Consider the following 22,048-nt stretch of genomic DNA (forward strand, 5'->3'; position numbering starts at 1 on the left):
CCCATGATGGTGTGTCCGCTGTCTCAGCCGACGCAACATATAGTGCTCAAGACGGAGGCCATGGTCAACGGGGGAATTGGTCCGAAAACGGATTTTTTGGTTAACGACCCGCTAATGCCCTGTCGTCACTGACAAACTCCGGTAATGCTTTTTACAGTAGGGTTTTTTGCCCCCCTGAAACGTCAAAGACTTAGCAATTCCGGATCACCGCCCTGCGCCGAAATGTTAACGGTGATGGTCCGCTCTGCCGCGAACCGTGTCACATAATTCGGTCCGCCTGCCTTGGGTCCGGTGCCGGAAAGCCCCTCGCCGCCGAAAGGCTGCACGCCGACAACGGCGCCGGTGATATTCCGGTTCACATAGACATTGCCCGCCGGCACGGCATCCATGATCTCCTCATGGAAGCGCGACAGCCGCGAATGGATTCCCAGCGTCAGCCCATAGCCCTTGGCCGCCAGCTCCCGCGCCAATTTGCCGACGTCTTTGCGCTTGTAGCGGACAATGTGGAGAATCGGCCCGAAGACCTCCCGCTCCATCAGGTCCAGAGACGGCAATTCGATCAGGGCGGGCGCAAAATAGAACCCGTCCGCCGCCAGCGGGCCGGGATTGGCCTGTTTGAGAACCTTGGCGTTTACCCGCATCCGGGTCATGTGCTGGTCCAGCACGCCCTTGGCTTCCTCGTCGATGACCGGACCGACATCGGTGAAGGCATCGGCGGGATCGCCCAGCGCCAGGGCATCCATGGCCCCCATCAGCCCGTCGATGAATGACTGTGCCGTATCTTCCGGCAGGAACAGGATGCGCAATGCCGAACACCGCTGCCCGGCCGAGCCGAAAGCCGAAATGATCGCATCGTCAATCACCTGTTCCTTGAGCGCAGAGGTATCGACGAACATGCCGTTCAGCCCGCCCGTCTCGGCGATAAACGGAACGATGGGCCCGTCCTTTTCGGACAAAGACTTGTTGATGATCCGCGCCACTTCGGTCGATCCGGTAAAACAGACGCCGCCCGTGCGCGGATCGTTGACCAGGGCAGCTCCGGCGCGGCCATCGCCGGTGATCAGGTGCAGAACGTCTTTCGGCAAACCCGCGTTCTGGAACAGCTTGACCGCTTCGCACGCAATCAACGGTGTCTGTTCAGCCGGCTTGGCTACAACCGCATTGCCCGCCGCCAGCGCGGCGGCCAGCTGGCCGGTAAAGATCGCCAGCGGGAAATTCCACGGGCTGATGCAGACAAACACGCCGCGGCCGTGCAATTCGAGATGATTCGTCTCGCCCGCCGGTCCGGGCAAGCGGACAGGTCCGGCAAATTTCGTCTCGGCCTCATTGGCGTAATAGCGGCAGAAATCGACCGCTTCGCGCACTTCAGCCACGCCATCGGCCAGCGTCTTGCCGCCCTCGCGCGTCATGATCGCGATCAGACGATCAGTATCGGCTTCCAGTGCATCGCCCATGGCGCGCAGGATTTCCGCGCGTGCAGGTCCGCCCAGCTTGTCCCAGCGCCGATGCGCGTCTTCAGCGGCCTCGAACGCGGTTTCGATCATCTCGTCATCGGCATTGCTGATGATGGAAACGATCTCATGCTGATTGATCGGGCTGGCATGTTTGAACGGCTCGTTCTCATACATCTTGCCATTGACGATCGGCCCGGCTGCGAGCGGCAGCTTTTCATCCAGCTCGGCCTGAGCGCGGGCCAGCCGGCCCCGCACCAGAGCCTGACTGAGATCGACCCCGGCCGAATTCACGCGCTGCTCGCCATAGAGGCGCGGCGGCATCGGAATAAACGGGTGGCGGTCAATGATATCAGCCTGATCAAAGGGACCGCTGGCAACGTCCTCGGCCGGCACACCCTTGTCGAGGAAGGAGTGGACGAAGGAAGTGTTGGCCCCGTTCTCCAGCAGACGCCGCACCAGATACGGCAATAGGTCTTCATGGCTGCCGACCGGCGCGTAAATCCGCACCGGATGGCCGCCATAGGCATCCTGCGCCGCCTTGTAGAGCGGCTCGCCCATGCCATGCAGACGCTGGAATTCGTAATGTTCGACGCCGGCCTTTTGCGCCAGCAGGCGGACGGCGCAGAGGGTGAAGGCATTATGGGTGGCAAACTGGCTGTAAATCGTATCCGGCGCGGTCAGCATCAGCTTTGCGCAGGCCAGATAGTTCAGATCCGTCGCCGGCTTGGTCGACCAGACCGGAAAGTCCGGCCAGCCCATCTGCTGCGCAAATTTGATCTCCGTATCCCAGTACGCGCCTTTCACGAGGCGCACGAGGAAACGCCGTCCGGTTTCCCGGCCCAGTGCGATAATCATCTCGATCACCGCCGCGCAGCGTTTCTGATAGGCCTGAATGGCCAACCCCAGCCCGTCCCAGCCGGCCAGCGAGGGCTCGCGCGCCAGTCGTTCCAGGATTTTCAGCGAAATCACCAGACGGTCGGTTTCCTCGGCATCCAGACACAGCCCGATATTCTGCGCCTTGGCGGCTTCGGCCTGTTCCAGAACCAGCGGATAAAGCTCTTCAAAGACCGACTTGGCCTTTACCGCATGATAGCGCGGATGCAGGGCGGACAATTTGACCGACACGCCATCCACCAGTTCGATCGGGCCGTCGCCACGATTTTTTCCGACTGTGGCAATGGCTTCCAGATAGCGGGAATGATAGCGGGCAGCATCGGCATGAGTGCGCGCGCCCTCGCCCAGCATGTCGAAGGAGTGCAGGCGGCCGTCGGTCTTGTGGCCGCGCTTGATCGCCTCCTTGATCGTCCGGCCCAGTACGAATTGTTCGCCGAGAATTTTCATGGCCTGCATGGTGGCCGCCCGGATCACCGGTTCGCCCAGACGCTGGGTCAGGCGCTTCATGTAGATGCCGGGATTCTTTTTCGCTTCGCGGTCGACGCCCACAACCGATCCGGTCAGCATCAGCCCCAGCGTGGACGCATTGACCAGCCAGTGTTCCGATTTGCCGATATGGCCGCCCCATTCGCCCGAACTGATCCGCTCGGCAATCAGCTTGTCGACGGTTTCCGCATCCGGCACGCGCAGCAAGGCTTCGGCCAGGCACATCAGGGCCAGACCCTCCTTGTTGGAGAGACCAAATTCCTGGAGGAAGGATTCCATCAGCCCGGCGACCTTGGTCGAGACGCGGGCCCGCTTCACAAGATCAATCGCTTCGCGGCGGGCTTCGGCGCGATCTTCGTCGCTGAAACCGATCTTGCCGGCCAGCGCGCGCGCCGCCTCTGATTCATCCGCAAATTTCAGCGCGTCGATCTTGTCCCAGTCGAGACGGGTAGAGGCGGTATCAGGCATGGCAAATCTCCGCGGCGGCCAGACCACAAACGCGATCCATTGACCATGCCACATGGCCGCTGGCAAGAGGCTGAAACGGGTCTTCGCCATGTGCGCAATATGGTTTATGGAGAACAGCATGAGTGAAGATCTGAACGATATCGAGCCGGACGAGGACTTCGAGGACGGCTATGAAGAGGGCTTCGAAGACAGGCCCAAGCGCATCATGCTCGTCACCGACGCATGGGAACCGCAGGTCAATGGCGTTGTCCGCACCCTCACCCGGACCACGGAAGAGTGCCGGGCCATGGGCCATGAGGTCGAGGTCATCCATCCCGGCCTGGGCTACAAGACATGGCCGCTGCCGACCTATCCGGAGATCAAGCTGGCATTTGGTGCGCGCAAGGATATCGAACGGCGCTTCAAGGAATTCGAGCCGGAAGCGATCCACATCTCCACCGAAGGCCCTCTGGGCATGGCGGCCCGTGCGGTCTGCCTGAAATGGAAACTGCCCTTCACCACCAGCTATCACACCAAGTTTCCCGAATATGTGAATGCACGCCTGCCCTTTGTCCCGCTGGCAGCGGGCTATGCCTTCATGCGCAATTTCCACAATTCGGGTGGCCGCCTGATGGTGGCGACGCCCTCCATGCGCGATGATCTGGCGGCGCGCGGTTTCAAGAACATCACGCCCTGGGCGCGCGGTGTCGACACCGTGCTCTTCAATCCCGACAAGCGCGGCATTGATGGCGGCGTCTTCAAGGACCTTGTCGGTCCGATCTTCGTCTATGTCGGACGCGTATCGGTGGAAAAGAATATCGAGGCTTTCCTCGATTGCGAATTACCCGGCACCAAGGTCGTTATCGGACCGGGCCCGCAGCTCGATGAGTTGCGCAAGGAATATCCCGACATTCAATTCCTCGGCCCGCAATATGGCGACGAGCTGGCGCGCTATTTCGCCGATGCCGATGTCTTCGTTTTCCCGAGCCTGACCGACACATTCGGTCTGGTGATTCTGGAATCCATGGCCTGCGGCACTCCGGTCGCCGCCTTCCCGGCCCCCGGCCCGATCGATCTGATCCCCGGAACGGGTGCGGGCGCGGTCTCGGAAAACCTGCAGGAAGCCTGCCTGGAAGCGCTGACCATGAGCCGCGAACGCTGCCGCGAATATGCCGAGGGCTTCTCGTGGAAATCCTGCGCCGAAGAGTTTGTCAAAAACCTCAAACCGCAACCCAAGCCGGAAGGCCGCCGTTTCTGGAAACGCCTCCGCCGTCTCGGCCGCAAGGAACGCAAACCGCTATTCTAGGAGCCGGACGCCGGCGTCCGGCCGCGTGGTCTTTTTCTGATCAGATGTGAGGTTGGGAGCATGAAGCGAGGTCGAATTCTCACCCAGCGCAGCATCGCCGCCGGAATGGCCTGCCTGCTGTTCGTCGTCCATTGCGTGGTGATCATCAGCGCATTCGGACTCATGACATGGCAATTCCAGAACGCCGGCACCGTCATCATCATCAGCCTGGCTTATCTGATCACAACCGCCCTGTGCACACTGATCTTGTTCCTGCCAATTCTACTGCTCTTCAAGGGCCGGACGCACCGCTTTTCGGTCATTTTCGCGATCGCCGGATTCGTTACCGGCTTTCTGCCGACGATCCTCATTTTTGGCGGTCTCGTGCTCATTGCGACGCAAGACCGGGAAGCGGCATTGCTGGCGGTTATGGCGTTTGCGCTTTTCAACGCTACCGTCGGCCTTTTGTCCGGACTTCTGACCCGGTACTGGCTTCGCAAGCGCCTGCGGGAGAATCTCCACAACAGCGCCGAGCTGGCCGAGATATATGCGTAAACCAGCGGCCGCATCGCCACCGCGACTTTCGACCTCATTCTGAGAAGGAATACGTCCGTCATCCCGGGGCACGCGATGGCGCGAACCCGGGACCCATTCCGGACAGCCGCCATCGCGGCATGGATTCCGGGTCAGGCTATCGCCTGTCCGGAATGACGGACGTATTGACCCCTAATGCGCTTCCGGCGCTTGTGTCATCGTTTCGAGCGAGTTGACGCGCTCGACCAGCTCTGCACGGCGGGCTTCCGGCAGCGGGATCAGGCCACGATCCGTCAGATAGCCGAACTCACCCCAGGCTTCATCTGACGCAAATTCCTGCAGATATTCCTGAATGCCCGGCACCACGCCCACATGCTGGGCCTTGGCATAGACGAACATGGAGCGGGAAATCGGATAATCACCCGATGCAATCGCATCAAACTCCGGTGCCACGCCATCAACCCGTGCGGCCTGAATGCGGTCGCCATTCTGCGCCAGGAAGGAATAGCCAAACACGCCATAGGCCGTCGGTGTATTTACCAGCGTCTGGACGATGGCGTTGTCGTTTTCACCGGAGTCGATCCACGCACCATCCTCGCGGATCCGCGCGGCGGCTTCGCCGGAAATCTCGCAACCGGTTTCGGCGGCGACTTCCTCGGCTCCGGCTTCCATGCCGAGTTCGACAAAGGCATCGCGCGTGCCGGAGGTTGGCGGCGGCCCGAAGACTTCAATCCGCAATTCCGGCAGCGAGGCATCAATATCCGACCAGCTTTCATTCGGATTGTCGATCATCGTGCAGTCTTCGGCCGGCACCGTGGCCGCCAGCGCGCGCCAGATCTGGCCGCGGGAAATGTCCAGTTGCGGACCGGTCGAGACGTTGGAAATGACGATGCCGTCAAACCCGATGGGAAGCTCGACAATATCGCGAACGCCATTGCTCTGGCACATCTCGTATTCGCTCGGCATCATCCGGCGGGACGCACCGGTCAGGTCCGGCCGGTCAATGCCAACGCCGGAGCAGAAAAGCTGCATGCCGCCGCCCGTCCCGGTCGATTCGACCACAGGCGTCGGGAAGTTGGTGCGCGCGCCAAAGCTCTCCGCCACGGCCGTCGTGAACGGGAACACCGTCGAGGAGCCGACGATACGAACCACATTGCGCGAGCCGGATCCGGCACCGCCGCTGGAAGCCGAGGTGCTGCCGGCAGAGGTCGTGCTACCCGAGTCCGAACACGCCGCGAGGCCGAGAAGGCCGGTGGCGATCACTGTCGAAAGAAGAAGCTTGTTCATGATGTACATTCCCGTTTTTCTGAGTGGGCCCGTTTGTCTGTATGGGATCGAAATCGAGCGTTGTTTAGACCGTCTGCCGGCTGGCGTTGTGTGAATTTTTTATGGCCAGGTCACCTGAAAGCGCATCTGCACGCCCTGGAAGTCGCCTTCACCGAAGCGTGCTGGCCCGTCCACATCGGCCATGATCACGTTGGCCATGACACGGACATTGCGCTCCACCTGCCAGTTGAGTCCCGCCGTATAGGAGGTCTGGCGTCCGGCGCTATCAGTATCGAGCTGGTCAATACGGCCGACAATCTCCCACGCGCCCCAGCCACCATTGCTTAAGGCTTGCGCCGGCGAAACACCGCGCATGATACCATCCGACGCCCGGTAGACACGGCTTTCACCCGTCAGCATCCAGCCGCCCGAAAGCCCCCAGGCGGTGGCGTCGGCCGCCCGCTCGGCGTCTTCGGTGGCCAGTTCGGCCAGAACATGAAAGGGGCCGTTGATGTAAAGCGCTTCAACGCCGATCAGCGTTGAACTCTCTGCAGTGGTGCGCTGATCCACATAACGATCGGCCAGGCTGGCACCGGGGCGCGCACGGAAACGCACCGATTCCGGCTCACCGGCATCGCGATTATACTGGCGGGCGTGAACGCCCAGATGCAGGACGCGGCCCGTCTCGTTGATCGGTGCGAAGGTCGCGCGGCCGGCAATGACCGTGGAGTCGGAAATCCCGAAGTCCGAATTGCTGTCCCCGATGGCGCCGCCAAAGACGCCCACGGCCACAGAATAATTCTCGCCCGAATGGTCCACCAGCACACCGATGCGGCGGTCATAACGGAAGGTTTGCGCCGGCTGGGCGCGTTCCATGAAGGTATTGACCGTCGAGGAGGTGATGTATTCGATCGAGTTCGGGGTCTTCTGATTGCCGAATGTGACGCGGACATTCTCGCCGCTCCAGCGCAGGCGGAAATCCTTGAACGAAACCCTGTCGCCACCAAAATCCAGCTCGGTCACAAAGCTGAAATCACCCCATCCGCCCTGCAAGCCCATGCGCGCGGCGCGGAGCGTCGAATCCTCGACACTGGCCTGCAGCGTGGCAAAGTCTTCTTCATAGCTGGCGACGTCTACAAAGAGGCGGCCGCGCGGTTCGATATTGAAAGCGCTCTGCGCAACAGCGGGGCTGGCAAACGCCACGAGTGAGAGCAGCGAAACAAGGCGGAACATGGGGCAATCCTTCTGACCGGACGCCGCATGACATTTTGATATCATTACGACGACAAATTCGCCGCCGATCTATGAAGGTTTGACTTCGGTTTTTTGACGGTTGAGCGAAGCTTTTGTGACAGCGCCAGACACCGGACCGATTAAAATCGGTCCGGTGTCCAGATGGTTTGAAACGCTGGAAAAGCTACATCAGGCGCTTGCGCAGCACTTGTGACAGCATATCGACCAGCGTCACCGCAATGATGATGATGCCGATAATGACCGCCGTCTTGCCGTACTCGAAGGAGCGGATGTTCTCGATCAGAACCTGACCGATACCGCCCGCGCCGATCAGGCCAAGGATGGTTGCCGAACGCGTATTCGATTCGAACCGGTAAAGCGCATAGGATGCCCACAGCGGTATGACTTGCGGCACGACAGCCCAGGTCACTTCATTCATCGGCCCGGCCCCGGTGGCGCGCACGCCTTCAACCGGACCTTCATCGATGGATTCCACGGCTTCCGAGAACAGCTTGCCGAGCACGCCCGCCGTATGGAAGGCCAGCGCCAGCACACCGGCGAAAGGCCCGAGCCCCACCGCCGCGACAAAGACCGCCGCAACCACCAGCTCGTTGATCGCCCGCAAGCCATCCATGACGATCCGCACCGGACGCCGGATCCAGAAGGGTGCGATATTGGATGCGCCCAGAAGGCCGAGCGGAATCGCCAGCACAACGGCAAAGAAAGTGCCCCAGAGCGCGATCTGGATGGTGACCAGAATCTGCTCCATATAGTTTCGCCATTCGGAGAAGTCCGGCCGCGCAAAGCCTGCCAGATATTCGCCCATACGGTCGGAATTCGCGCTCAGAAGCGGGAATTTGAAGACTTCGGCCGGCCAGAAGCTCCAGATCAGCAGGCCGAAGAATCCGCCCCAGATCACGGCATCAATCAGCCGGTCGGTCAGCAGGCGCACCGGCGCATATTTCGGCGGCTGCGACACAAACAGGACGAGGCCAAAGACCAGCAGCCCGGCCAGCAGGCCGATGCTCGCCCGAAACAGTGTGGGATCGCTGTCATCGCGGTGCGAGATATTCTGCGACACTGATTGCGGCGGCGGTGCGCCCTGATCCTGCAGGAAGGTCTCGACCAGCGTGCTGACCTCGTCACGGGTCTCGTCGGGATTGGCGAGCATGCGCGCCCGCGCGGCCTCGATCTCGATGGAAACCTGCTGGGTGGCAATCTCGCGTTCCTGACGTGCCACTTCCGCCAGCTCGGCTTCAATCTCGGCAAAGGTCGCATTCAGCTCGGCGAGGCGTTCATCGCGCAACACATCATTGAGCGTTTCGTCGGCTTCGACAGCAGAGATTTCCGACAGTGTCGCCCCACGGCGGTCAATCAGCTCCAGCCGCTGGATGGGCAGGAAATGGTCATTGGTGGCCGGCAGGAAGCCGCCCATTTCCAGTTCGCGTAGAATGCCCTGTTCGCGGGCCCGCTGGGCTTCATCGCCGCGCCAGCCATAGGTCAGGAAAAATTCCTGGATCCGGGAACGGGCCTCGGCCGACAGATCGCGGCGCCACATGATCGGGTCGGTCTGGATCAGCGGCGAGCGCCAGATGATCCGGATATCCTCGATCACTTCCGGGCGCGTGCGCTCCAGGCGTTCGATATTGGTAGTATTGTTGGTCGCCGCATCCAGCTGCTCATTCGCCACGGTCAGCAGATTGGCTTCATGGCTGGCGCGCGTGACCTGGTTGAAGCATTGCTGGGCATCAATCCCGCGCGGCGAGAAGATATAGGCATTCGGCACCAGCGTGCCCGAGGTCGACAACGGATCGCCGAAGCCGAAATCCACACTGCCGTCACAGATCAGCAGGTCATCCAGGCTTTGCAGCGGGCTGTTGACCGGCACGATGATGATGGAGCGATAGCCAAGCTGGCCGTCCGGATAGATGAATTTGGCAAACACTTCGGCATTGGCGCGGCGCGATGCCTCCAGACCGGAGCGATTGGTCAGCCAGGCGATCTGCACCTGATCGGCGCGCATCGCTTCGACCACGCCGGTATAATCGCCCGCCGACACCAGCTGGATGTCGAAGCCGGTATCCCGGCGCATGTCTTCAACGAAGGGCACCCACAGGGCGAGCACATTTTCCGACTGCTCGGTTGCGACCACGCCAAAGACAATCGTATCGCCTTGCTGCTGGGCAGACGCCGTCGCCGCCAGTCCCAGAAAGGCGAGCCCGGTGAGAAGGCGGGCCAGACACCGCATCATCATGCCAGCTCTCCTTCTTCATCCATGACGTCGATATATTCATCGCCATAGATTTCGATCAGGCGTTCGCGTGTCAGCCCCCGTGTGGGACCGTCATAGATGATTTCACCCGCTTTCAGCGCCACTGCACGGCGGCAATATTTCAGCGCGTAATCCACCTGGTGAAGGGTGACGACAACGGTAATGCCGTCCTCTTCATTCAGCTCCTGCAGGAGCTTCATCACATTGCGCGCCGACACCGGATCCAGCGAGGCAATCGGCTCATCCGCGAAAATCGCCTGCGCGCCCTGCACCATGGTGCGGGCAATGGCGCCGCGCTGCTGTTGACCGCCGGAGAGATTGGCCGCCCGGTTGCCGGCATATTGGGCAATGCCGACGCGTTCGAGCGAATCCATGGCCTTCTTGCGGTCCGCCGGCGAGAAGCGGCCCAGAACGCCCTTCCATTCCGGCATGCGCCCCAGCGCGCCGAGCAGGACGTTGGAATAGAGACTGATCCGTTTGACCAGATTGAATTGCTGGAAAATGAAGCCGATCTGCGCTCGCGCCCGGCGCACGCCGCGCGACAGCTTGCCCGCTTCCTGCACCCGGTCGCCGAACAGGCGCGTCACGCCGGACGTCGCATCTGCCAGCTGCAGGCCGGCACCGACGCGCAGCAGGGTCGACTTGCCGGAACCCGAAGGCCCGATCAGCGCGACCATCTCGCCTTTTTCGACGGTGAGCGAGACGCCTTTCAGCGCCTGGGTCGTCCCGAACGTAACACTGATGTTTTCGGCCAGAAATGCCGGTGCCGATTCAGACATGAAGGCAAAGCCCCTGCTTGTAATTCAGTCCCCCTTGCCGGTCTTGCGTGACAGTTTTGTGAAAACCCCTCACCTGTCAGCAGCATCGCGGCAACTGATCAACCCCATTAGCGGAGAAACTTCCATCGCACCACCCGGCAGAGTCCGCCGCAATACCGCCCGGCCAATGACGGCCTCGCCGTCTCTTGTGGCGGTAATCTCTCCCTCAACGGTGATGATCTCGTTCGAGGGCAGTCGATACGTCCGCAAAAGGCGCTGTCCGGTCGCATAAGACCCGGTGCGCGGCGATGTGCCCAGTTCCAGGATGCCACTCTCCAGCCACAGGCGCGCTTGCTCGCGGCTCTCATTCTCGAACAGACGCAGCGGATTGGGTTCGGCCCGGTCCCAGAAAAACGCCCCGCACTCCCCGGCCGCCAGATCCTGCGCTGGCAAGCCCTGCACCATAGACGGGCTGGCTTCGCCCGCCTGCAGCCCATTGGCCACAGCACTGACACTGAGTGCGAGCAGCAGCGCCAGAAACCCTGCGTATTGATCCCGCCACATCATAATTGCCCGTCTCCGCGATGCCGCCAGATGGCACCATCGTGTGTAAATCCCAAAGCCGAGACAACCGGCGTCAGGGATGGATCCATGATCTGCGCCTCTGCCGTCCAGCGGTAAAGCCCGGATGCAGAGAGTGACAGCTCAAGCTGGATGTCCATGTCCCCGCTCTGCCCGGCGAGGTCGGCAAACAGCACCCCGTCACGGCAGGACAAAGCACCGTCCAGCATCGGCGCAGCCACATCATAGCGCGCCGACAGCCCCATCAGTGCCGAGGTCCAGATAACCGCATCCGCCGCCACACAGCCCGCGCCATCAAACGTCAGTTCGGCAATTTCGAGCGAGAGGGATTCATCCATCACCGCGGCGGGCATGGGCAAGCCCAGCGTCCGGAACCGGCTGGTCAGCTGCGCCTCGCGCAGGCCGAACGTGGTGAAGCTGACAAAGCCCTGCCCGTTGCCGCGCGCATTCGGGTCCACGATCTGCCAGTCAAACCCCGCCCGCCCCGTGAACAGGGAGGCCGGGCGCAAGGCCGCATTCACCTGCGAGAATCGGGCATTTCCCACCGCCGCATTGTAGAGTCGGCCATCCAGGGCGCGCCCATATATGCTGGCTTGCGCGCCGAGGGGCTGGCCCGCCACGCCATGGATAAAGGCCAGCGGCATCATCATGATCAATGCCACCAGAACCAGAACAGCGCCCAGAAAACCGATCCCGCGCAGCGACATCAGCCGCCCCTCCGCTCGAGCACGATCTGGGCGCGCGCACGGCCATCACCTTCACGGTCAATATTGGCGCGAACGGTGATAATCCCGTGCCCCTGCTCCAGGTCCGCCAGCCAGGTCATCAGCCGCTCGGCATCGGCATTTTCGGTCCAGACATTCAGACGCCCCGCCTCGTCCGGCACCATGCGCGACAGGGGCAATTCCATCGCCGCGGCGCGTTCCGAGACCAGCGTCCGCAAGGGGCGGTCATCCGCCCTGTCCAGCGCCGGATCGTCATTGGCCAGCGCCTGATAGCGCGCAATGCCGAGACTGAGGTCGCGATAGCGATCCACCGAATCGACATAGGCCGCGCGCGACGCATTCCGGAAATCGATCAGCGGGGCGGCCACACCATACCAGAGGCTCAAGACCAGCAGAATGGCCCCCAACCCGCCGAGCAGGAGCTGCTCGCGCGCGCTGCGTTCCGCCCAGGCCGCGCCCAGCGTATTCAGAAACGACATCATGGCAGCCTCACCGAAAAATCACCGTTGAGCGTGTCGCCATTCTGACGCACGCCGCCATCCTCCAGCGTCACGCCCAGCGTCGCCGCTGCCGTGCTCAGTGCTTCGAAATCGGAAAATTCCGAATAGGTCGCCGAGACGTTCAGCACGTTCAGGCCGCGATCAAAGCGCAAGCTGTCGATCTCGACGGTATCAACCTGACGCCCGAGCTCGGCCACCGCTCGCGTCAGCAGAAGGAAATCGGAACCGCCCGACCCATCCTGTGCCGCGAGCGCCTGCCGCAGCTGGAATTGCGGATTGACCGCCGGAGTGCCCGGGAAGGCCGAGGTGAACAGCGCCGTAGCGGCATCATCAATCGCATTGCGCTGATAGCGATAATAATAGCCTTCTCCGGTCATCAGGGCGGCCGCGATCATCAAGCCCGCCAGCAGCAGAAGGCCGGCGCGGCGAAACGGCGTGACCCACATCAGCCAGCCCGCACCGGACGAGGTGTTCTGCAGGAATCCCGGCAAGCCGGACAGCCGCTCCGGTGCCAGACCGGACAGCGCAATCGCAGGGTCAACCGCCGCAAACCGGCGGGGCCGCGGCAGCGGCACACCGGCAATCTCGGTCCAGTCGACATTGTCGCTGACCGCCAGCGTTTCCGGCGCCGACGACAGCAACAGGGCGGGCAGTGTTTCCGCCAGCATGTCCGGGTCCAGGCGCAGGGCCGGCCGGTCATGGCGGGGCCGGCACAACAGCAGATCACTGCCATCGCCAAACAGGATGGCGTCTTCGGCTTGGTCCAGCGCGGCAAAGGCATCCGGCACGAAATATACCCGGCGCGCCGGAATCGCTTCGGCCTGAGCCCGCCACTCCTCGACCAGCGTCTTGCGCGCGGCATAAATCCAGCGCTTGCCGTCTTCTCCCACCGGCCCGATGGCAAACTCCGTCTCCTCCAGAGGCGCAGCCAGCTCGTCCTCGATCACAAAGGGGGCGGCTTGCCGGGCTTCGCGATCCGAGCGGGCGGCCAGCGCCAGCCGGGATACAAAGACATCACTCGACGGCAGGACCAGGATCAGGCGGTCATACGCTGCATCGGTGGCGGGCGGCAGGCCCTCGCCGGAGCGCTTGCGGCGACCCTCTTCCACGCGCACCCATCGCGGCGGATGACCGTCATTCACAGGCGCAAACAGGACCAGATCGCGGCTCATAAAAACACTCCGAAACGCTGGCCATGCCGGGTCAGGCGTCCCGAGCTTTCCAGCTCCACCCGCTCTGTCAGGCGATAGCGGCTTTCGCCTTGCCGCACATCGACATGGATCTCGAAATAGCGGCTATTGAGCGTGAAGTCCGGGCGGGCGTCGGGCGCTATCTCCAGCTCGGCAACCAGCGGATCGCGCCAGAAATCCTCAACCTCCAGATAGCCAGTGGTCGGCCGCCGCGAGATCAGCAGCGCGGCTTCAGATTGCGACACCTGATTGTCCAGTGCTGCCGCCAGCAGCGCCGCCTGTTCCGGGCGCAGCGTATTGAGATTGAGCGGTATCTGTTCCGTCACCGGATGGGCGCACACTAGAGGCGCCAGACGGCCGAAATAGAGCGGCGTCATCACCGGCAGGGCCAGCATTTCCTCGGCCTCGGCAAACAGCGTATTGGCGGCGCGATGCGGCACGCGTCGCTGCGCATATTGCATGTCTTCCGCGCCGCGCGCTTCCGGCCGCGTATCGCTATCGATCCAGTCCGTCGCCTGCGCGGCAATCGCCTGCGCATCACCGGCGGGAATATTGAGCGCTTGCATCAGCGCGACAAAATGCCCGGCCGCTGCCTCATCGCCCGTATGGCCCCCGCGCCCGGAAGGCACCACCAGCGCATTCAGGTTGAAGCAATTATTGGCATCCCGCACCTCGCCGATCAGCGCGCCATTCTCGATCTCGAACTGGCGCGGGCCCTGCGCCCAGGCATCGCTGGCCCGCATCGGTTCACCGGAGGGCGGCAAGGATCGCAACAAGGCGCTCTCGGCAAAGTCCCGCGCACCCACCGCATACCAATAGGCCTGATCGCGGGTCTCGATATGGCCGCTGCGGTCGATGCCAAAGAACAGGGTCTGCGACAGGCCGACGGCCACGGTCGACATGACCGCCGTGATCATCAGCGCCGTAATCAGCGCCGTGCCGCGTTTGGCCGGGGCGTTGGTCATGACGGGAACTCCGGCGTCAGCAGCACAAATTCCAGATCGGTGGCATCCGTCATTTCCGCCCGCAACCGGACGGCGCGCGGCAGGCTGGTTGCCTGTCCCTGATGCGCGCCCGACGCCATCGCCGTCACCCAGCTATTGAGATTGAGAAACGCCACGTCCAGCGCATCGACATCCGACAGCAGGACAAATTCACTCGCCGGCGTGTCAAACTGCCGGTCCGGATAGGCCCAGCTGCGGCGGATCAGACGATCGCCGGCGCGCACATATTCAACATATTGCAGCGAACCGCGCGGCTGAAGCCCGCCGGGATTGGGGCGTCCGGCGCGAGTAAACGCGATCAGCGTCATGTCAGAGGCCAGACCCGCCGATCCGGCCAGCCCGGTCGTGGATCCGGCAAAACCCGCCCCGCCGCTGCGCCCGTCGGGCTGACGCACCGCGCGATTGACCAGCTGACCGAAATCCTCACGCATCAGCAGGCGGGCGCGGTCGATCATTTCGGCCCGGTCCGCACTGGCCTGATTGATGTCCCGAGCAGTCAGCGAGGCGTTCAGCATGCCGGTTGAAATCACGCCGATAATGGCAAACAGCATTACCGAGACCAGCACTTCGACCAGGCTGAATCCGGCGCGCGACGGGTTCATGACGCCCTCCGGAAAGTGACGATCTGATGCGAGCGGCCACCGTCGACTTCGCTGATATCCAGTTGCACGCGCAACAGGCCGGCATCCGGCGTCGGCAAGACCGACAGCGTCCAGTCAAAGGCCTGGCCCGCCATTTCATACCGCCCCTGATCAGACGACGGCCGGTATCCCGCCTGCTCGATCAGGGCGGAGTTCAGGACATTCTCTCCCGCCAGTGCCAGCACGCTGCGCGAGGCGATGATCTGGGAGCCGCGCGTGGATTGCTGTGTCGCCGTCATCAGTGCCATGCCCGCAATCGCCAGAATCGACAGGGCGACCAGCATTTCAATCAGGGAAAATCCGGCGTCGGTGCGGCGCATCAGAGATCGCCTCCCGTCAGCCGGATACCGTCCGGCCCGCCGATGGAAATCCGCCAGCGCGCCTCGCCGGTTTCCAGTTCGAAGGCGGCGGCATCATTGGCACCGGTCGGATCGAACCAGTAGTCCGGCACCGGACTTGCCGCAGGCGATGCGGACATCGGCATCCGCGCCGACACCAGCACAACATGCTCCGGCAAGCGCCGCGCCGCCAGCGAGGAGCGGCGATCCACAGCCCGCCATTCGCCTGCCTCATAGATGAGGAAATCATAGCCCTCCGGCGAGGTCCGCAAACCGATGAACGCTCCACGCGTCACCGCCATCGTCTCTGCGCGCATCAGGTCCAGCTGCATCTGTTCGGCCATGGCGCGCGCAGGATCGCTGGCCGGCCGCATCGTCAGATACGCCGCGCCTGTCATCAGACCGACAATGGCCAGCACGACGAGAATCTCGACCAGCGAGAATCCGGCGCGGCCCGTATCTTTTGGCCGGATCAATTTTCCCAATTGCCGATATCGGCATCGAGCCCGTCGCCACCGGCACGGCCATCGGCCCCGAGCGTGAAGATATCAAACTCGCCATTCGCGCCGGGATAGAGGTATTGATAGGCATTGCCCCAGGGATCGGCGGGCAGACGGCGGATAAAGCCATTGGCCGGAAAGCGCGCGGCCCGGGCCGCATCAGATGGCCCTTCGACCAGTGCGGTGAGCCCGTCCTCGGTGGTCGGATAAGCCTGCAACTCGAGGCGATAAAGCTCGACCGCCTGTTCCAGCGTGCTGATGTCGGTGCGTGCCTTCTCGACCATGGCGCGGTCCTGGCTGGGCAGCACATTGAGGACGACGACCGTCGCCAGAATGCCCATGATGACGATGACCACCATCAATTCGAGAAGCGAGAAACCGGCCTTGCCGGATGTCTTTCTGGGTGGGGTTTTCATAGTCGATCCTCCTATCCGAGGGCGAGTGTATTGAGGCGCAGGATCGGCAACAGGATCGACAGGATGATCCCGGTCACAATCGCGCCCATGGTGATGATGATGAGGGGTTCGAGCAGGTTCATGGCGGTCGAGGTGCGGCCATCCACATCCTGCTCCAGCTGATGCGCCGCCCGGTCGAACAGATCGCCCAGCGCGCCGGACCGCTCTCCGGCAGCGACCATGTGAACCAGAAGCCCCGGAAACCAGTCACTCTTGCGCAAGGCATCCGACAGGCCCGTGCCCGTCTCGACATCGAGCAAAACCGATTGCACCGTTTCGGCAAAGGCCCGGTTACCGGCGGCCCGGCCCGCCGCGCGCAAGGCATCGGGCAGCACCGCGCCGGACTGAACCAGTATCGCCATGGTGCGGGCAAATCGCGCCGCTTCCATATCGCGGATCCAGCTGCCGATCAGCGGCAGTTTGCGCAGCAGTCTGTCGCGCTGCGATTTCGCCGCTTCGGTGCGCAAAAGGAGAATGCCGAGGATCACGGCCACGCCCACGCCCGCCAGAAGCAAAAGGCCATAGGTCTGAAGAAAGCCGGACAGGCCGATCAGTATCCGCGTCGGCAGCGGCAACGAAACACCCGTGCCCTCGAACTGCTCGGCAATGCGCGGCACGATGAAGACCAGCAAGGCCGAGACCACGGCAACAGCCACCACGGCCAGCGCGCTCGGGTAAATCAGTGCCGCCTGAATCTTGCGGCGGATGACATCGGCCTTTTCCAGATAATCGGCAAGCCGGTTGAGGACACGGCCGAGCCCGCCAGCGCTTTCACCCGCCGAGACCATGGCGCGATAGACCGCCGGAAAGGAGTGCGGATGATCGCCTAGCGCCTCGGCCAGACGCCCGCCCTCCTGAACACGCGACCGCGCCGACGACAGCACGCGGCGCAGAACCGGTGTTTCGGCTTGTCGCGATAACAGACCCAGCGCCTCCTCGACGGGAATGCCGGCCTCGATCAGACTGGCCAGCTGACGCGTGAAAATCATCAGATCACGACGGCTCAGCCCGCGCGTCTGGAAGACAGCGAGATTTGCACCGGCGCTCTGTGCGCGCTTGTCGCCAGCACGTCCGACCTTCAGCGGTGCCAGATTGCGGCGGCGCAATTCGCGGCGCGCGGCAATTTCAGAATCGGCATTCAGATAGCCGCGGCTGCGCTTTCCGCCGGTATCGAGGGCCACATATTCAAACGCCGGCATGACGCTCGCCCTCCTCGCGGCAGACGCGCAGCACTTCCGACAGGCTGGTCTCGCCGTTCAGAGCGGCTGACACACCATCCTGGAACAGGTGTTTGCGATTCCGGAAAGCATGATCGGACAGCGCCTTTTCGGAGGCATGGTCATGGATCAGCGCGCGCAAGCCCTCATCCACGGTCACGACCTCATAGAGGCCGACGCGGCCCGCATATCCCAGACCCTTGCAGGCAGGGCAGCCTCTGGACCGGTAAAGCGCGACGGGTCCGGAGCTCGCCAGTCCCATGGCGCTGCGCTCGGCGGCGCTGGCGGTATAGCTTTCGCGGCAATGACCACACAGCCGCCGGACAAGACGCTGCGCCACAATGGCGGATAATGTCGTCGCCAGAAGGAAGCTCTCCACACCCATATCGCGCAGGCGCGCGACCGCCGCGACGGCCGAATTCGTGTGCACGGTGGACAGGACGAGGTGGCCGGTCAGGCTGGCCTGAACCGCAATGCCCGCCGTTTCCACATCGCGGATTTCCCCGACCATGACCACATCCGGGTCTTGCCGGAGGATGGCGCGCAGACCGGCGGAGAACGTCATCCCGACCTTGGCATTGACCTGTGTCTGCCCGACCCCGTCGAGTGCATATTCCACCGGGTCTTCGACCGTGAGGATATTGCGCGAGGAATCATTGAGCAGGTTGAGCGCGGCATAGAGGGTCGTGGTCTTGCCGGCACCGGTCGGACCGGTCACCAGAATAATCCCGTTCGGCTGGCCCAGCGCCTGTTTCATATCGGCCAGATTGGCCGGTCCCATGCCCAGCTGGTCGAGCGTGAAGCGCGCCTGATCCTTGTCGAGAAGGCGCAGGACCACCCGCTCGCCAAAGCGCGACGGCAGGGTCGCAACGCGGACATCCACACCCTTGCCACCCAGGTTGAGCGACAGACGGCCATCCTGCGGCACACGCTTTTCGGCGATATCGAGCCGCGACATCACCTTGATCCGGGACACCAGCGGCGAGGCCAGCGCCGGAGCGAGGCTGGCGCGCTCTGACAACACGCCATCAATCCGGTAGCGGACCGAGACGCGATCCTCATAGGGCTCGACGTGAATATCCGAGGCCGCCGTGCGAATGGCTTCGGCAATCAGCCCGTTGATCAGCCGGATAATCGGAGCGTCAGAGGCCGAATCCAGAAGATCGGCTGTGGGCGGAATTTCATCAATAATGCTGGACAGGCTCTCGCCTTCGGCCTGATCGCCGAGACTGCCGGCTTCGGCATCCGAAAACGCATAGATGTCAGAGAGCGCGCGCTCGAATTGCGGCGCGTCGACTTCCTCGACCGGCCATGTCCGGCCCACGGCCCGCCGAGCCTCGATCAGCGCCAGACGATCGCCGCCGCGCTTCAACACAAATGCCGGCGTCTCCCCGCCACGGAAAAGAACGCCGCGGGATTTGGCAAAGCCATAGGAGAGCCGGTCGAGCGCTGACGTCATTGCGGTGCCGATGCTCCCGCCGAACCGGTCAGCAGATCGGCAATGGCATCGAGATCATTGACGCCGGTCCGCTCATCGCCGCGCGGCCCCCTGATACGGCCATAGCTGCGGCCGGTGACATCGCGCATTTCTTCTTCGCTGCGGATAATCGTCGGGCGGATGAAAACCATCAGATTGCGCTGCACCACCGATTCGCCTTCCGAACGGAACAGCCGCCCGACGCCGGGCAGCCGGCCCAGTCCCGGCACGCCGCTCGCCGTGGTTTGCCGGTCCTGTTCGATCAGCCCGCCCAGAACGATGATCTCGCCATTATCGGCCAGTACGGTCGTGGAGATTTCGCGCTGATTGGTGATCAGCTCATCCGACGAGGCGCTGACGGTGCCGGCCACGCTGGAGACTTCCTGACGAATAGCCAGGCGGATCGTATCGCCTTCATTGATTTGCGGGCGAACCTCCAGACGCACACCGACATCTCGGCGCTCGATCGTACGGAAGGGGTTTACATTGTTTGCGCCCAGCGCTTCGCCAGTGGTCACCGGGATTTGCTGACCCACCAGAATGTAGGCTTCTTCATTATCCAGCGTCATCAGCTGGGGCGTGGAGAGGACGTTGGAATTCTGGTCCTGCTCGACCGCATTGAGCACCAGCCCGAAGAGATTGCCGCTGGAATCCTGTCCGCCAAATCCGGCGGTAATCCCGGTCGCGCCGAGCAGCGAATTCAGAGCCAGGGCGCGCAAATTTGTATTGCCGCCATCGCCGCTGCCATCATCCACCTCGGCAATCGCGCCGGTCAGGGCGAGAATATCCGGATTGGCCCGGTTGAACCGGCTCATCACCAGCGGCGCATCGCCATCCTGATCGCCCGAGAACAGGAATTGTACGCCCAGCTCTTCGGCCACCGTGTCGGAAATCTCCACGATGATCGCTTCGACCAGAACCTGCGGCCGGCGGATATCGAGCTGGCGCACCACCTGTTCGATCTGCCGCTGCGCATCGGCCGGCGCATTGATGATCAGCGAATTGGTCGGCGCATGATGCGAAATGGAAATCGCCCCGCCGGTCGCGCTTTCGCCTGTTGGCGCCAGCGAGGCGGCAACGTCTTCCAGAATCGGCAGGATGGATTCGCCATCGGTATGGCTGAGATAGATGACGCGATAATCCTGATTGGACTGGCTGACCGAATCAATCTGCCGGGCCAGCCGCATCATTTCCGCAATTTGCGTTTCATCGCCCCGCAGCAGCAGCGAATTGGACGAGGCGACCGGCACGATGGTCACCGCATAGCGGCGGCCCTCTTCGCCCGACCGCGTGCTGGGTTGAGAGGATTCGAGAATGCGCGCCATATCTGCCGCCGACACATTCTCCAGCGCCACCATTTCAAACACTGAGGTGTCGCGGTCCAGATTGGCGAGCACAGAGCGGGCGCGCTGAACATTGGTGGCATAGTCGACGATCACCACGGCATTGCCGGAATCAATCGCATTGACGATGCCCTGCGCACTGGTCAGCGGGCGCAGAATGTCCTGCGCTTCACGCGCGCTTGTGTGCTGCAGACGGATCACGCTGGTCATGATCTGGTCGCCCGACGTCGCACCGGATCCGCCCGTCCGCGCGCCTTCCTGTTCCGGCACGATCTGGTAGGCACCGCTGGTCGAGCGGATCACGGCATAGCCCTGCACCCGCATCACCGAGAGGAAGACCTCGAACACGCCCTCATCCGACAGCGGCGTCTGCGAGGTCACATTGACCACGCCGCGCACATCCGGATCGACGATGAAGGTGTAGCCGGTCAGGATGGATACATCGTCGATGAAGGCCCGGATATCCGCATTGACGAAATTCAGCGTGCTGTCCTGCCGGGCACCGGACAGGCCGGGCGACATGAGCAACAGGACAGCCGCGGCGGCCAGTATGCGGATCGTTTTGATGATCATCGGGAAGCATCCAGAGTGACCCGCTCGCCATCACGGCGCACGGTCAGTTGAAGGGAAGACGATTGTTGAAGGCCGGGCAGTAATCGCGCCGCCGCCTCGGCGTCTTGCGGCAAGGCGCGGCCATTGATTTCCAGAATGATATCGCCGCGCTCCAGACCCAGAGACGTCGCGGCGGCGCTGTCCGCATTCACGCGAAAGCCGAGGAGGTTGCCGGCTTCGAAATAGGGTTGAAGCGCCAGATCGGTGATCAGGGTTTCCGGGTTCAGAGCCGCCGCCGGGCGCGCCGCGGCTGCGCGTTCCGACTCTTCGCGCAGGAACAGGACTTCGCGAACACCGGCCCGCCGGATGACAATGCGATCTGCATACACCGCCGCCAGCTCGGCATCCTCGGTGATGGCCTGCCCGACCGCATAGGTGCGTTGTCCATTGGCACCGGCCTCGATAATGGCTGTTCCGGTTTCGGGATCCGCTGCGGTCCGCACCCCGAACAGGCGCAGGCCCAGACGGGTTTCCGGCAAGGTGTCCAGATCGTCTCCCGGTCCCGATTCCATCCCCCCGGAGAACAGGCCGGCAAAGGATTGGGCGGAGACCGTCAGCCGTGCTTCGCTCACACGCGGCGAGTGATCCGGTTCGGCAAATTCGAAGGGCTCGGCATAGGCGCCATAGGCGATGAACCAGATGGCTCTGGCCAACAGGAACGCCAGGCCGGCAAGGACCAGAATCTCCACAGCGATGACCAGCACCCGCGGTAGGGGACTGGCTTTCACCGGCATTGTTCTGGAAGCTGTCAGCATCACCATCCACGACGGGGTTAGCAGCGCCTGAAACAACCGGTCAGGCCCGGACTGACCCCGCGTTTACGACGGAATTTTTC

Annotated in this window: 20 protein-coding genes; 2 read left to right on the plus strand and 18 right to left on the minus strand. The window is 62.7% G+C overall.

Annotated elements, in window-relative coordinates; all coding sequences use genetic code 11:
* Positions 1-182: 182 nt before the first annotated feature.
* Positions 183-3,302 carry a bifunctional proline dehydrogenase/L-glutamate gamma-semialdehyde dehydrogenase PutA gene (gene putA, locus HXX25_RS09180; RefSeq protein ID WP_187165624.1) on the minus strand — a complete coding sequence of 1,040 codons (3,120 nt, stop codon included), beginning with the start codon at positions 3,300-3,302 and terminating at the stop codon, positions 183-185.
* A 205-nt stretch (positions 3,303-3,507) separates the two neighbouring features.
* Here putA and HXX25_RS09185 point away from each other — a divergent pair, with 205 nt between their 5' ends.
* A complete protein-coding gene (locus tag HXX25_RS09185) occupies positions 3,508-4,587 on the plus strand; it encodes a glycosyltransferase family 4 protein (RefSeq protein WP_370543767.1) in 1,080 nt (359 codons plus the stop codon).
* A 60-nt stretch (positions 4,588-4,647) separates the two neighbouring features.
* Positions 4,648-5,121 (plus strand): hypothetical protein, encoded by a 474-nt coding sequence (locus HXX25_RS09190; RefSeq protein ID WP_187165626.1) that lies wholly within the window; start codon positions 4,648-4,650, stop codon positions 5,119-5,121.
* Between the two features lie 171 nt (positions 5,122-5,292).
* Here the strand turns inward: HXX25_RS09190 and HXX25_RS09195 are convergent, their stop codons facing one another.
* From HXX25_RS09195 to HXX25_RS09275, 17 genes are all read right to left on the minus strand, one after another.
* Entirely contained in the window at positions 5,293-6,387 is a 1,095-nt protein-coding gene (locus HXX25_RS09195) for a substrate-binding domain-containing protein (RefSeq protein ID WP_187165627.1), read from the minus strand.
* A 99-nt stretch (positions 6,388-6,486) separates the two neighbouring features.
* Positions 6,487-7,599 carry an OprO/OprP family phosphate-selective porin gene (locus HXX25_RS09200; RefSeq protein WP_187165628.1) on the minus strand — a complete coding sequence of 371 codons (1,113 nt, stop codon included), beginning with the start codon at positions 7,597-7,599 and terminating at the stop codon, positions 6,487-6,489.
* Positions 7,600-7,783: 184 nt separating this feature from the next.
* A complete protein-coding gene (gene phnE, locus HXX25_RS09205) occupies positions 7,784-9,853 on the minus strand; it encodes a phosphonate ABC transporter, permease protein PhnE (RefSeq protein ID WP_187165629.1) in 2,070 nt (689 codons plus the stop codon).
* Positions 9,850-10,650 (minus strand): phosphonate ABC transporter ATP-binding protein, encoded by an 801-nt coding sequence (phnC, locus tag HXX25_RS09210; RefSeq protein ID WP_187165630.1) that lies wholly within the window; start codon positions 10,648-10,650, stop codon positions 9,850-9,852. The genes phnE and phnC overlap by 4 nt, the downstream gene beginning before the upstream one ends.
* 69 nt (positions 10,651-10,719) lie before the next feature.
* Positions 10,720-11,196 (minus strand): hypothetical protein, encoded by a 477-nt coding sequence (locus HXX25_RS09215; protein ID WP_187165631.1) that lies wholly within the window; start codon positions 11,194-11,196, stop codon positions 10,720-10,722.
* The gene (gene gspN / locus HXX25_RS09220) at positions 11,193-11,918 is read right to left on the minus strand and encodes a type II secretion system protein N (RefSeq protein ID WP_187165632.1); all 726 of its coding nucleotides are present in this window, start codon (positions 11,916-11,918) and stop codon (positions 11,193-11,195) included. The genes HXX25_RS09215 and gspN overlap by 4 nt, the downstream gene beginning before the upstream one ends.
* Positions 11,918-12,418, minus strand: a complete 501-nt coding sequence (gene gspM, locus HXX25_RS09225; protein WP_187165633.1) for a type II secretion system protein GspM — start codon at positions 12,416-12,418, stop codon at positions 11,918-11,920. The genes gspN and gspM overlap by 1 nt, the downstream gene beginning before the upstream one ends.
* Complete coding sequence (gene gspL / locus HXX25_RS09230) at positions 12,415-13,608, minus strand: type II secretion system protein GspL (RefSeq protein ID WP_187165634.1); 1,194 nt, start codon at positions 13,606-13,608, stop codon at positions 12,415-12,417. The genes gspM and gspL overlap by 4 nt, the downstream gene beginning before the upstream one ends.
* On the minus strand, positions 13,605-14,591 hold the full coding sequence (gspK, locus tag HXX25_RS09235; protein ID WP_187165635.1) for a type II secretion system minor pseudopilin GspK: 987 nt from the start codon (positions 14,589-14,591) through the stop codon (positions 13,605-13,607). Before gspK ends, gspL begins: the two co-directional genes overlap by 4 nt.
* Positions 14,588-15,232: a type II secretion system minor pseudopilin GspJ gene (gene gspJ, locus HXX25_RS09240; protein ID WP_187165636.1), complete on the minus strand. Its 645-nt coding sequence runs from the start codon at positions 15,230-15,232 to the stop codon at positions 14,588-14,590. The genes gspK and gspJ overlap by 4 nt, the downstream gene beginning before the upstream one ends.
* A complete protein-coding gene (gene gspI / locus HXX25_RS09245; protein WP_187165637.1) occupies positions 15,229-15,591 on the minus strand; it encodes a type II secretion system minor pseudopilin GspI in 363 nt (120 codons plus the stop codon). Before gspI ends, gspJ begins: the two co-directional genes overlap by 4 nt.
* On the minus strand, positions 15,591-16,085 hold the full coding sequence (locus HXX25_RS09250) for a GspH/FimT family pseudopilin (RefSeq protein ID WP_187165638.1): 495 nt from the start codon (positions 16,083-16,085) through the stop codon (positions 15,591-15,593). Before HXX25_RS09250 ends, gspI begins: the two co-directional genes overlap by 1 nt.
* Positions 16,082-16,525: a type II secretion system major pseudopilin GspG gene (gene gspG / locus HXX25_RS09255; RefSeq protein ID WP_187165639.1), complete on the minus strand. Its 444-nt coding sequence runs from the start codon at positions 16,523-16,525 to the stop codon at positions 16,082-16,084. Before gspG ends, HXX25_RS09250 begins: the two co-directional genes overlap by 4 nt.
* An 11-nt stretch (positions 16,526-16,536) precedes the next feature.
* Positions 16,537-17,763, minus strand: a complete 1,227-nt coding sequence (gene gspF / locus HXX25_RS09260; RefSeq protein ID WP_187165640.1) for a type II secretion system inner membrane protein GspF — start codon at positions 17,761-17,763, stop codon at positions 16,537-16,539.
* Entirely contained in the window at positions 17,750-19,240 is a 1,491-nt protein-coding gene (gene gspE, locus HXX25_RS09265) for a type II secretion system ATPase GspE (RefSeq protein ID WP_187165641.1), read from the minus strand. Before gspE ends, gspF begins: the two co-directional genes overlap by 14 nt.
* Positions 19,237-21,174, minus strand: a complete 1,938-nt coding sequence (gene gspD, locus HXX25_RS09270) for a type II secretion system secretin GspD (protein ID WP_187165642.1) — start codon at positions 21,172-21,174, stop codon at positions 19,237-19,239. The genes gspE and gspD overlap by 4 nt, the downstream gene beginning before the upstream one ends.
* A complete protein-coding gene (locus HXX25_RS09275; RefSeq protein WP_187165643.1) occupies positions 21,171-21,968 on the minus strand; it encodes a type II secretion system protein N in 798 nt (265 codons plus the stop codon). The genes gspD and HXX25_RS09275 overlap by 4 nt, the downstream gene beginning before the upstream one ends.
* Positions 21,969-22,048: the final 80 nt, after the last annotated feature.

Source organism: Hyphobacterium sp. CCMP332 (assembly GCF_014323565.1).
Taxonomy (GTDB): Bacteria; Pseudomonadota; Alphaproteobacteria; order Caulobacterales; family Maricaulaceae; genus Hyphobacterium.